The organism is Devosia sp. GW821-FHT12F11, assembly GCF_058806655.1.
This window is the reverse complement of sequence record NZ_JBXAPX010000009.1, coordinates 322,583-334,459: the sequence shown is the minus strand read 5'-3', so window position 1 is coordinate 334,459 and position 11,877 is coordinate 322,583. Positions and strand designations below refer to the sequence as shown.

Sequence of the window (11,877 nt, the reverse complement as noted above, 5' to 3'; positions counted from 1 at the left end):
CGGTCCCTGGCTGGTGGCCGCCAGCCGGGGACCGCCGAACCTGCTACGAGTCGGCGAAAATCAACATGCAAGGGGGTGCGGGGCCACCACGCCCGCGGCTAGGCGGTGCCGGCTTGCGGCGCTTCCGCCCGCTTCACGTGGTAGCAGAAGTCGCACATGCCATCGCCGTTCATACAGGTCTTCGTGCGTTCGAGCTTCAGCCCGAGCTCGTCGGCCATGGCGAAGTCACCGTTGCAGATCAGCAGTTCGCCGAGATCGCGGGCGCCGATCTGTTCCATGAACTCGGCGTAGTCGCAGTGGTTGACCTGGTTGCGCAGCAGCGTGTCGGTCTGCTCCAGCGTTTCGAACTCGTAGCGTACCCCTTCGCCAAAGCCGGCGAACTCCTTGGCGAGCGTCGGGATATCGAGGAGCGAGCCGCGCTGCGCCACGATGGCGCGGTTGGCCTTGTCGAGCGCCGCGCGCACCAGCGCGTGCGCCCGTTCCTTGCCGAGTGCCGCCTCCATAGCGCGGACCAGCGGAATCTGGGCCCGGACCTCGGTGGTGATGCGCTCGAATGGGGTCATGGGCGAGGTCTCCGACTTCATGCGATGATGGCAGGATCGCGAGAAGCGGGAAACCCCATCCGCTGCTGATGCGTTGCCCTACGACAACGATGGAGGACGTCATGAACGCTGAGAGCAGAGCAACCGCCATGATCCCCGCCCACAATGTCGAGCGGGCCGTGGCCTGGTATCGGGACAAGCTCGGGATCGCCCCTGCCAAGCAAGATGACTACGGCGCCAATTACGAACTCAATGGCGTGCGCGCTTTCCTCTACAAATCGGATTTCGCCGGCACAGCCGAGCACACCATCCTGTCGTTCGATACGACCGACCTCGACGCCGACATGCGGGACATGCGCGGCAAGGGCGTCACCTTTCTCGACTACGACCTGCCGGATCTGAAGACCGAGAATGGCGTCGCCAGCTTCGGCCCGGTGAAGAACGCCTGGGCCAAGGACAGCGAGGGCAACATTCTCGGCTTCGTTCAGGGCATGTAGGCTATTTCGAGCAACGGAACACCGTACTCGATTTCGCATCGCCCATCGCGATGCGAATGCCTTCGCCTGATGGACCGAAGATCGGCGTCAGCTTCAGGTCCTGCTTGTTGCAGGTGGCGCTGAACGTGCCGTCCTTGTTGTCGCTCAGCGCGATATCGCAGCTCTTGCCGCCGGCCGAGAACTTGCTGGCCGAAACGACGGTCAGCGCCGTGTTGTCGGCGCAATCGAGCGCTGCCCAACTGCCGATCAACGGACGAGCGCCGGGCGGCAGCTTGGCAGTTGCGGCGGGTGCAGTGGGAGTTTTGCCTGCAGCCGGCGTCTTGGCGGGCGTCGCGGCAGCTGCCGGTGCTTCGGCCGACGGGGCCTTGGGCGTATTGCTGCTGTCGCAGGCGGCCAGGAGGGGCAGAACGAGGAGGAGAGAAAGCGGCAAAAGGCGCATCGGCGAATCCGGTGTCGTTGCTATTGTCATGGCATGGGTGCGCCGTCATTGCGGCGCGATTGCAGCGGAGTCGGCAAGTTTGGCCAGGGCGCAGATCTTTGTGGATGCCGATGCCTGTCCGGTGAAGGACGAAGTGCTGCGGGTCGCCGAGCGGCATGGCCTGGTCACCACTTTCGTTGCCAATTTCGGGCTGCGGCCGTCGCGCGATCCGATGGTGCGCAACATCATGGTGCCGCAGGGCGCCGACGCTGCTGACGACTGGATCGTGGAGCAGGTAGGGGCCAACGACCTGGTCGTGACCTCCGATATTCCGTTGGCCAGCCGGGCCCTGAAAAAGGGCGCCGTCGTGCTCGGGCCGACCGGAAAACCCTTCACCGAGCAATCGATCGGCATGGCGCTGGCGATGCGCGAGCTGAACCAGCATCTGCGGGAAACCGGTGAGAGCAAAGGCTATAATGCCGGCTTCACCGCCAAGGATCGCGCAAACTTCCTGCAGGCATTCGATGCCGCGGTGCAGCGCGCCAAGCGGCTGGGATGAACATGGTCGAGCGGCAACCGGTCATCATCGCGCCCTCGCCACAGCAGAGATAGAAGTTCTTCGAACGGCCTGAAGTTTGGGCTGTATGCCCTTGAATTAGGCAGCGAACTGCGCTTCAAACGTGCACTGTTTTCCTGCCCGAGTATTCCCACTTGAGCCGTCTTCTCGATTTCATCCACCGGCACGAGCCGCGCGGCCAGACTTTGGCGCACCTGAAATCCGGCATCGGCGCCGTGGTGGCGATGACCCTGGTGGGCGGACTGGCCGCCTGGACCGGGCTGCCGATGCTGCTGGCGCCGTTCGGTGCCACTGCCGTGCTGCTGTTCGGGCAGGCCGAGAGTGCGCTGGCGCAGCCGGCCAATATCTTCGGCGGCTACCTGGTGGCGGCTGCGATCAGCGTGGCGATCTTCGCGCTGGCGCCGTCGGCCTGGTGGGTCGCCACCATCGCCGTTGGCCTGGTGATCGCCGCCATGCTGCTGCTGCGCGTGACCCATCCGCCGGCGGGGGCGGTACCGCTGGTGGCGTTCTCCACCCATATGCCGATGGATACGCTGTTTCTCGTGGTCGTTGCTGGCGCTGCCTGCCTCGTCGGCGTGGCGGTCCTGCACCACCAGCTGCCGCCGCGGGTGACTTACCCGCGCCGCCCGACGCGCCCGGGCTGAGCCGCCTCAACCCCCAACAATCCAGTCTCGATGATCATCTCGATCTCGTCGCGCACCTTGTCGAGCACATTGTTGATCGCCGCGACGGCCTGAATCGGGTCGGAAGCGACGATCGCATCGGCGAGGTCGCGGTGCGGCGGGAACGAGTCGAGGCCGAAATCGTCACGGCCGAACGGCGACTCGTTGGACCGCTCCAGCGCCTCGTCGAGCTTGTGCAGGATCTCGCCGAACATCGGGTTGCCCGACGCCTCATAGATGGCGCCGTGGAAGGCGGCATCGGCCTTGTGCCAGTTGCGGCGCGCCGCGACATCGGCCAGCAGCACATCGCACAGGCGCGAGATTTCCGCCCGCTGCGCCTTGGTGGCGTTGACGGTAGCCTTGCGCACCACTTCGTTCTCCAGCGCCCGGCGGACTTCGACCAGGCGGAGCAGGGCCTCGCCCTCGAAGCGGATCATCGTCGGGGCGAGCCCGCGTGAGGTGCGCACCTTGGCGGCGAGGTAGGTACCGTCGCCGCGCCGCCGGCGGATGATGCCGAGCCCTTCCCAGCGGTTCAGCGCCTCACGGATGGTGGAGCGGCCGACGCCGAGGGTGGTCGCCAGCGAGACTTCCGGCGGCAGCCGATCGCCGACGCTCAGCCCAGCCCGTTCGATCATCTCGGCGAGCGCGTCCAGCACGGCAACGCCGCGCGTCCGCGTCTCCAGCGGTTCGAGGTAGCTCAGTACTCCGTCCTGCGCCACGCCTGTTCCTCCCGGCCCGAATGGCCGTGCCGGCACCACCATCACAATTCGGCGGTTTTGTCAGCCATGCTGACGTGCCGGCTCCTTCTTGCCTTGCAGATCCAACATGTCGGTGAGGGCGCCGATGAGAATGTCCATCTGCGCCTTCGAGTTGTAGCCCTGCACCGAAACCCGGACGATGTGGTGGTCCTGCCACTTGAATACCGGGATCTCGATCGCGTATCGCGCCATCAGCTCCTTGGAGAACTCCGCCGGTTCGAACTCGGGAACCGGCATCGCCACCATCTGCGGCGCGCAGAACTCCGGGCTGCTGAGCGGTTCTAGACCCGTCAGCGCTTGCAGGCGGCGCGCCGTTTCCTGCGCCAGCTCGCGGCAATCGGCGGCGACGCGGGTCCAGTCATGATCCTCGCGGAACTTGATGGCCGCCGGCACGCTGAGCCAGGCCGCCGGGTCGCGGGTGCCCTGCATCTCGAGTTCGTCAATGAACGGGCTGTTGCCGAAGGCGCCCTTGGCGCCGGGCAGCTTGGAGTCGGCGGTCCAGCCGTGGCTGATCACCAGCGGGTTGATCAGGCCCTGCAGCTCCGGCCGGACGTAGAGGAAGGCCGAACCCTTGGGCGTCATCAGCCACTTGTGGCAGTTGCCCGAGTAAAAATCGACGCCCATGGCATCGAGGTTCAGCGGGATGTGACCGGGTGTGTGGGCGCCGTCGATGACGGTCCAGATACCGCGCTTCCGCGCCTCGGCGATCGGCCGCTCGATCGGGAACAGCAGTGCCGTGGGCGAGGTGATGTGGCTGAGGAACAGCACCTTGGTGCGCTCGTTCATCGCCTCGACCAGCGTATTGGTGAAAGCCGCCTCGGAGACCAGCGGCATCGGCACCTTGACCGTGACGATCCTGGCGCCGGTGCGGCGCGCCACATAGGCCCAGGTCTTTTCCAGCGCCGAGTACTCGTGGTCGGTCGTCAGGATTTCGTCGCCTTCCTTGAGGTCGAGCGACTGGGCGACGATGTTGAGCCCTTCGGTGGCGTTGACCAGGCCGACGATGTTCTCCGAGGTCGTGCCGAGAAACGCCGAGAGCGCCACGCGCGGCACCTTGGTGCGCTCGCTGAGGTCGCGGCCGAGGAAAGCCACCGGCTGACGTTCCAGCTCGAGCTGCCAGGCCTGGTAGGTCTCGAACACCGGACGCGGGCAGGCGCCGAAAGAGCCATGGTTCAGGAAAACGACATCGTCCCGGAGGAGGAAGTGTCGCGCGAGATTGGAGGACAAGTCAGCGGCCTTTCAGTGTGGGATCGAGTGCATCGCGCAGGCCGTCGCCGAACAGCGTCGTGGCGAGCACGGTTATGGCAAGGGCTGCCGTCGGGAACACGGCCATGTGCCAGTAAAAGAACATGAAGTTGATGCCGACATTGATCATCTGGCCCCAGCTCGGCGTGGGTGGCGCGACGCCGATGCCGAGGAAGCTGAGGCTCGCCTCCAGCATCATGGCGCCCGGCACTGACAGCACGAACCCGACAATGATCGGCGACAGCGAGTTAGGGATGACGTGGCGGCGCAGGATGTACCAGGGCGAGGCGCCAAGTGCCTGCGCGGCCCGCACGAACTCCTTCTCGCGGAACGATTTCACCTGCGCGCGGACCAGGAGGCAGACGCCGAACCAGCCGAACAGCGAGGCAACGACGATGATGGTGAAGAAACCGCCGCCGGCCAGCGCGCCCAGCAGCATCGCCGCCAGCAGCGGCGGCACCACCGAGAAGATCTCGATGACACGCATGATGAACCAATCGACCCGGCCGCCGAAATAGCCGGCGATGGCGCCGATCGGGATACCGATCAACAGGCTGCAGGTCGCGGCGGCAAAGCCGATCAGCAGCGACACCCGGGCGCCGTAGACGATGCGGGTGAAGAAGTCGCGACCGAGGTCGTCAACGCCGAACCAGAACTCGGCCGACGGGAAAGCCAGCGATTGGGTCAGATAGAGCTGCGCGTCCGGAGCGCTCTTGGTGAACAACGGCGCAAAGATTGCCGCGAGGATGATGATCCCGAGCACGATGCCGCCGGCCACCGCCGCCTTGTTGGCGGCAAAGCGCCGCCAGGCGAAATAGGCCGGGCTATGCTGGGTGTGCGCGGGTGGTACGGCGAGGGCGCCGGTTTCGATGTCGGTGGTCATTTCGCGTCATCTCCGAGACGGATGCGCGGATTGAGCCACGCGTAGGCGATATCGGAAATCAGGTAGGCAAAGCAGATTCCGATGGTGAACATCAGCACCAGGGCCATCTCGAGCGGATAGTCCCGGTTCTCGATGGAGGAGACGAAGTAGCTGCCGAGCCCGGGAATACGGAACATCGCCTCGACAAAGATCGAGCCGGTGGCCGTGCCCATGAACATCGGCAGGAACACGGTGACCATCGGGATGGCCGAGTTGCGCAGGACGTGCTGGAAGATGATCCGCCGCTCGCTCAGTCCCTTGGCGCGGAGCGCCGTAACGAACGGCCGGTTGAGCGTGTCGAGCATCGCCGAGCGGGTGTAGCGGGCATAGGTGGCGAGCGGGATTGCCGCATAGGCGGCAATCGGCAGGATCCAGCGTTCGGGCTTGCCCCAACCGCTGGCGGGCAGCCAGTTCAGCCAGACCGCAAAGATCAGGATCAGCAGCATCGAGATGACGAACACCGGGATGGTGAGGCCGAGCACCGACAGCGTCGAGGCCAGGTAGTCGATCCAGCTGTTGCGCTTGAGTGCTGCCGCCATGCCGATCAGGATGCCGAGGGCCGCGCCGATGATGACGCCCGAACCGCCGAGGATCAGGCTGGGTAGCCAGGCCTGCTGCAGCAGGCTGATCACGGTCTCGCCCGGGGATTGGTAGGGGACGCCCCAGTTCCCCTGCAGCACGCCGGCCATGTAGTTGGTGTACTGGACCCAAAGCGGCTTATCGAGGCCGAGCCTGGCATTGAGCGCGGCCTTCACCGCATCGGACAGCGGCATGTCCTTTTCGGTGAACGGACCACCCGGCACCGCGTGCATCATCAGGAAGATGACGAGCGAAACGATGAAGAAGGTCACGGCGACCGAAAGCAGGCGTTTGATGAGATAGACAATCATGCCCGGACCTCCATCAGTTGGTGACGATGGCTTCGACGAGGTGGCCCGGGGCCACGCTCACGAGCTGCGGAATGTCGCCGGCCGTCGCTTCAGCCGCGAGGCTGGAGCGCGACAGGCGCGGCGTGCCGGCGGCGATGTCGTCGGCGGTGATGAATGAGCGCTCACGCCGATCCCTGGGGTTGGTGACCGGGATCGCGTCGAGCAAGGAGCGCGTATAGGGATGCCGCGGGTTGGCGAAGATGTTGGCCGTAGGCGCCTGTTCGACCACCCGGCCCTTGTACATCACCACCACGCTGTCGGTCAGAGAGCGCACGACGCTGAGGTCGTGGCTGATGAACAGCATCGAGAGGCCCATCTGCTTCTGCAGGTTCTTCAAGAGCGCGATGATCTGCGCCTTGACGGTAACGTCGAGCGCCGAGGTCGGCTCATCCGCGACCAGCACCGAGGGCCCAAGGATCAGCGCCCGCGCGATGGCGACACGCTGCCGCTGGCCGCCCGACAATTCGTGCGGGTAGCGGTTGCCGAAGCTGCGGTCCATGCCGACACGCTCCAGCCAGCTCAACGCCTCCTCGGTTTGCTCGCGCGAGCTCTTCACTCCGTGGATGTTGAGCGGCTCGGCGATGATCTGGGCCAGGGTCATCATCGGATCGAGCGCCGAATAGCTGTCCTGGAACACCACCTGCATGCGCCGGCGGAACACCTTGAGGGCCGCGGTGTCGAGCTTGGAGATGTCGGTGCCGTCAACGAGGATCTGTCCGGCGGTCGGCTCGAGCAGGCGCATCGCCATCATGCCGGTGGTCGACTTGCCCGAACCGGACTCGCCAACGAGCCCGACGATCTTGTTGCGCGGCAGCACCAGATTGACCCCGCGCACCGCCGGGAAGTCGACGTAGGTCGAAAAGATCCGGCCGCGACGGCGGAGCGCATAGACCTTGGAGAGATTGCGCAGCTCGAGGGCAGGGGCGATCGGCTCGCCGGTACCGGGTTCTGCCCGCCGGGACTCGCCGGCCCTGAGGCTCGCCAGCAGCGATTGGGTGTAGCTGTGCTTGGGGGTATCGAAGATCTGGTCGACAGTCCCTTCCTCCATCACCCGGCCGCCATACATGACGACGACGCGATCGACGGTCTCGGCGACAACGCCGAGATCGTGGGTGATCATGATCAGCGCCATGCCCATCTCGGCCTGCAGGCCCTTGATGAGCTGCAGGATCTGCGCCTGGATGGTGACGTCGAGCGCCGTGGTCGGCTCATCCGCGATCAGCACCTTGGGCCGGCAACTGAGCGCCATGGCGATCATCGCGCGTTGCAGCATGCCGCCGGAAAGCTGGTGCGGGTAGTAGCTCAGGACATCCTTGGCGTTCTTGATCTCGACCTTGAGCAATAGCTGTTCGGCCTCGCCCAGCGCCGTCTCCTTGGAGACGTCGCGATGCGTGCGGATGGTTTCGACCATCTGGTGGCCGATGGTGAACACTGGGTCGAACGTCGTGGCCGGGTCCTGAAAGATCAGGGCGGCAACCTTACCTCGCAGGGCCGCCATCTGCCGCGGCTTGGCCGTGAGCACGTCGACGCCGTCGAGCTCGAGCCGGTCGGCGGTGATGGTCGCGGTGTTGGGCAACAGCCGCATCAGCGCCAGGCACGAGACGGACTTGCCCGAGCCGGACTCTCCGACGATGCCCAGGCTTTCGCCCTCCGCAAGCTGGATATCGACGCCGCGTACCGCATCGATCTGGCCGCCATGCTGACGGAAGCTGACCTTCAGGCCTTTGATATTTACGAGAGTCATGCGCTGTTCCGAACTGGGTGCCCCCGGCCAGGGCCGGGAGCACTGGTTTTCGTAAGGGCTAGTTCTTGGTCAGGTGCGTGTAAACGTAACCCGACCAGTTGGGGTAGAAGCCCTGCTTGTTGGGCGTCATGGCATCGCCGCCGAGCTTGTCGGAGACGACGTTCATGGTCACCGGATGGGTCAGTGGCACGATCAGGCCCTGGTCGATCATCACCTGTTCGGCCTGTTCGTAGAGCTTCACGCGCTCGTCCCAGGTCGAGGCGGAGTCGGCCTGTTTGACCAGGTCGTCATAGGCCGCGATGTGGTAGCTGTGCCGGCCGCCATTGTAGAACAGGCCATAGAAGTTCGACGGGTCGAGGTAGTCGTACTCGTAGGGCGCCAGATAGATGTTGTTCTTGCGCGCCAGCATGCCTTCCATCCAGTCCTTGCCCGGCATCACCTTGATATTCATGGTGATCCCCAGGATCTGCTTGAACTGCGACTGCAGGTACTGCGCCATCGGCGGCAGGATCGCGCCGTTGTAGCCGCCTTCCTCGCGGAACCAGATCTCGATCTCAGGGAAGCCCTTGCCATCGGGGTAGCCGGCCTTGGCCAGCAGCTCCTTGGCTTTGGCCGGGTCGAACACCGCCTGCTTGGCGACATTCTCGCTATAGCCGGGGAAGCCGGTCGGCAGGATCGAATGCGCCGGGATGGCGATGTCCTTGAGGACGGTCGAGGTCAGCTCGTCCCGGTTGATGGCATAGTAGAAGGCGCGCCGGACATCGACATTGTCGAACGGCGCCTTCTCCAAGTCGAACGCGATGTACTGGGTCGCGAACACCGGGTTGGTGTGGATCTGGTCGGCATAGCGCTGCCGCATCATCGCCACCTGTCCGGTATTGAGCGAGGTCATGTCGACATCGCCGGCGAGGAAGGCAGGCACGCCCACTTCCGGCAGGCCGAGCGAGGAGTCGAGCACGACTTCATCGATCTCAGGGACCCACGGCCCCTTGTAATCGGGGTTCTTGGCGAGGGTGACGTTATTGTTGGACTTCACCCACTCCTTGACCAGCCAGGGACCCGACGAGACGATGGTCTCAACCTTGGTCGACCACTCTTCGCCATACTTGTCGAACTGGTGCTTGGGCACCGGATACCAGAGCGAGACCACGCTCGGCAGGTACGGCTTGGGCGCCGTGGTGGTGACTTCGAGCGTCTTGTCGTCGACGGCCTTGAGGCCGAGGGTCGAGACATCGGCCTTGCCGGCCGTCACGTCGTCCCAGTTCTTGATGCCGCCGGCAAAGCTCCAGTACCAGGCAAAGTCGTAGCCGGTGGTGGCGGCATGCTGCAGCGCGAAGACGAAATCCTCAGCGGTCAGCGGTTCGCCGTCGCTCCAGTTGAGTTCGGGCCGGATCTTGAACGTCCAGGTCAGGCCATCGGCCGACTGCGACCAGCTCTCCGCCGCGATCGGGGTCAGGTTGAAGTCCTTGTCGAAGGCGGTCAGACCGATCTGGATCATGTCCGAGCCGGCGGCGCGGGCATAGACGGTCTTCATGTAATCCATGTAGGTGGCCGTCGTGGACTGTCCGGGGACAGTCACGGTCTGGGCCATCGCCGGCACGGCCAAACTTGCCGCCAGCGCTATCGATCCTGCCAATTTTAGCAGTAAATTCAACTCATTCTCCTCAAATATTCGTGCACTGGTTCCGGAAGGGCAGGGCGTGCACGCCCCGTTGCGGCGGCCCTCGGAATGCTTGGTGCGACGTCCTCCTGCGCTCCCGTTATGGGGATGTCACAGGTCCTCTCGCGTCGCGGGTACGGGGCAGGGACGTTCCCCGGGCAAAGCCGGGGAACGCATGTTCTGCTGCTACTTCACCGAGATGTGCGAGTAGAGGAAGTTGCCGATACGACCGAGCGGGGTGAAGCCACGCGAGTTGGGCGTGACGCCCGGCCCGGTGATGTCCTCGCTGACCGCAGCGGTGATGAGCGGGTGAACCAGCGGCACGATGAGGCCCTGATCGATCATCACCTGTTCAGCCTGCTCGTAGAGCTTCACGCGCTCTTCCCAGACCGGGTTCTTGTCGGCCTCGGCGACGAGCTTGTCGTACTCGGCCACGTGGTAGCTGTGACGGCCACCATTGTAGAACAGGCCGTAGAAGTTCGACGGATCGAGGTAGTCGTACTCGTAGGGCGCCAGGTAGATGTTGTTCTTGCGGGCGAGCATGCCCTCCATCCAGTCCTTGCCCGGCATCACCTTGATATTCATGGTGATTCCCAGGATGTCCTTGAACTGGGCCTGCAGGTACTGAGCCATGGCGGGGAGGATCGCGCCGTTATAGCCGCCTTCCTCGCGGAACCAGACTTCGATGGTCGGGAAGCCTTCACCGTTGGGGTAGCCGGCCTTGGCCAGCAGTTCCTTGGCCTTTGCCGGGTCGAACACCGCCTGCGCCGCGACCTTGTCGCTGTAGCCAGGGTAGCCGGGCGCCAGGATCGAGTGCGCCGGGATGGCGATGTCCTTGAGCACGGTGGCGGTCAGCTCGTCGCGGTTGACGGCATAGTAGAGCGCCCTGCGGACGTCGGCATTGTCGAACGGCGCCTTCTCGAGATCGAAGGCGAGGTAGGACGTGGCAAACACCGCTTCCTTGCGGATCGAGTCGGGGAAGCGCTGCTTCACCACCGGGATCTGGCCGGCATTGAGCGTGGTGTAGGCGAGGTCGCCGGCGAGGAAGGCCGGCATGCCGACTTCCGGCAGGCCCACCGACGGATCGATGGTCAGCTCGTCGACCTGCGCCACCCACGGGCCGTTGTAGTCGGGGTTCTTGGTCAGGACGACCGAGTTGTTCGACTTCTCCCAGGACTTGAGCAGGAACGGACCCGACGAGAGGACATTGGCGACATTGCTCGCCCAGTCGTCGCCGAATTTATCGAACTGGTGCTTGGGCACCGGGTACCAGAGCGAGACCACGCCCGGCAGATAGGGCTTGGGCGCCGCAGTGGTGACTTCGATGGTCTTGTCGTCGACAGCCTTGAGGCCGAGGGTCGATACGTCAGCCTTGCCGGCCGACACGTCGTCCCAGTTCTTGATCCCCGAGGCGAAGCTCCAGTACCAGGCGAAGTCGTAGCCGGTGGTGGCGGCGCGCTGCAACGCAAAGATGTAGTCGTTCGCGGTGACCGGCTCGCCGTCGCTCCACTTCATGCCGTCACGCAGGTGGAAGGTCCAGGTCAGGCCATCGGCCGACTGCTCCCAGCTGGTCGCGGCCAGCGGGGTCAGCTGGTACTCGTTGTCGAAGCTGGTCAGCGGCTCCTGCAGCAACTCGGCGCCGGAAGCGCGCGCATAGACCGTCTTCATGTAGTCCATATACGTGCCGGTGGTGGATCCACCCGGCACGGTGAGTTTTGTCTGCGCCAACGCTGGCACGGCGGTCAATCCCGCCGCCAGCGCGACCGCGCCGACAAATTTCAGCAACGCGTTCATAGAGCTCCCTCCTTGTTGCAGAGCTACTGCTTGACGTCCCCTGTGCCCCGGCCGAACCTCGGCGTGCCGGTGTCCGAACGGGCCTCGCATGAGCGGTTTCCGGGCATAGACGCCCCGCCCGGAACCGGT

Annotated in this window: 12 protein-coding genes; 3 read left to right on the top strand and 9 right to left on the bottom strand. The window is 64.6% G+C overall.

What is annotated here, in order from left to right; genetic code table 11:
* Positions 1-98: 98 nt before the first annotated feature.
* Entirely contained in the window at positions 99-563 is a 465-nt protein-coding gene (locus AC1ROK_RS25020; RefSeq protein ID WP_492851990.1) for an L-2-amino-thiazoline-4-carboxylic acid hydrolase, read from the bottom strand.
* 101 nt (positions 564-664) lie between these two features.
* Here AC1ROK_RS25020 and AC1ROK_RS25015 point away from each other — a divergent pair, with 101 nt between their 5' ends.
* Entirely contained in the window at positions 665-1,039 is a 375-nt protein-coding gene (locus AC1ROK_RS25015; protein WP_492851988.1) for a VOC family protein, read from the top strand.
* A 1-nt stretch (position 1,040) separates the two neighbouring features.
* Here AC1ROK_RS25015 and AC1ROK_RS25010 read toward each other — a convergent pair whose 3' ends face one another.
* The gene (locus AC1ROK_RS25010; protein ID WP_492851986.1) at positions 1,041-1,289 is read right to left on the bottom strand and encodes a hypothetical protein; all 249 of its coding nucleotides are present in this window, start codon (positions 1,287-1,289) and stop codon (positions 1,041-1,043) included.
* A 268-nt stretch (positions 1,290-1,557) separates the two neighbouring features.
* On the opposite strand from AC1ROK_RS25010, the gene AC1ROK_RS25005 reads away from it, so the two are divergent.
* Positions 1,558-2,016 (top strand): YaiI/YqxD family protein, encoded by a 459-nt coding sequence (locus AC1ROK_RS25005; protein ID WP_492852002.1) that lies wholly within the window; start codon positions 1,558-1,560, stop codon positions 2,014-2,016.
* 152 nt (positions 2,017-2,168) lie between these two features.
* Positions 2,169-2,678 (top strand): HPP family protein, encoded by a 510-nt coding sequence (locus AC1ROK_RS25000; protein WP_492851984.1) that lies wholly within the window; start codon positions 2,169-2,171, stop codon positions 2,676-2,678.
* Here AC1ROK_RS25000 and AC1ROK_RS24995 read toward each other — a convergent pair.
* The 7 genes from AC1ROK_RS24995 to AC1ROK_RS24965 all read right to left on the bottom strand — a co-directional run bounded on the left by AC1ROK_RS24995 (position 2,648) and on the right by AC1ROK_RS24965 (position 11,748).
* On the bottom strand, positions 2,648-3,415 hold the full coding sequence (locus AC1ROK_RS24995; RefSeq protein ID WP_492851982.1) for a FadR/GntR family transcriptional regulator: 768 nt from the start codon (positions 3,413-3,415) through the stop codon (positions 2,648-2,650). The two genes, AC1ROK_RS25000 and AC1ROK_RS24995, sit on opposite strands and share 31 nt — an antisense overlap.
* 60 nt (positions 3,416-3,475) lie before the next feature.
* A complete protein-coding gene (locus AC1ROK_RS24990; RefSeq protein ID WP_492851980.1) occupies positions 3,476-4,681 on the bottom strand; it encodes an aminotransferase class V-fold PLP-dependent enzyme in 1,206 nt (401 codons plus the stop codon).
* A 1-nt stretch (position 4,682) separates the two neighbouring features.
* Positions 4,683-5,582, bottom strand: a complete 900-nt coding sequence (locus AC1ROK_RS24985) for an ABC transporter permease (RefSeq protein ID WP_492851978.1) — start codon at positions 5,580-5,582, stop codon at positions 4,683-4,685.
* Positions 5,579-6,511, bottom strand: a complete 933-nt coding sequence (locus AC1ROK_RS24980; RefSeq protein WP_492851976.1) for an ABC transporter permease — start codon at positions 6,509-6,511, stop codon at positions 5,579-5,581. The genes AC1ROK_RS24985 and AC1ROK_RS24980 overlap by 4 nt, the downstream gene beginning before the upstream one ends.
* A gap of 13 nt (positions 6,512-6,524) precedes the next feature.
* Positions 6,525-8,294 (bottom strand): ABC transporter ATP-binding protein, encoded by a 1,770-nt coding sequence (locus AC1ROK_RS24975; protein ID WP_492851974.1) that lies wholly within the window; start codon positions 8,292-8,294, stop codon positions 6,525-6,527.
* A 58-nt stretch (positions 8,295-8,352) separates the two neighbouring features.
* Positions 8,353-9,885 carry a peptide ABC transporter substrate-binding protein gene (locus AC1ROK_RS24970; RefSeq protein WP_492851972.1) on the bottom strand — a complete coding sequence of 511 codons (1,533 nt, stop codon included), beginning with the start codon at positions 9,883-9,885 and terminating at the stop codon, positions 8,353-8,355.
* 255 nt (positions 9,886-10,140) lie between these two features.
* A complete protein-coding gene (locus AC1ROK_RS24965) occupies positions 10,141-11,748 on the bottom strand; it encodes a peptide ABC transporter substrate-binding protein (protein WP_492851970.1) in 1,608 nt (535 codons plus the stop codon).
* Between the last annotated feature and the right edge of the window lie 129 nt (positions 11,749-11,877).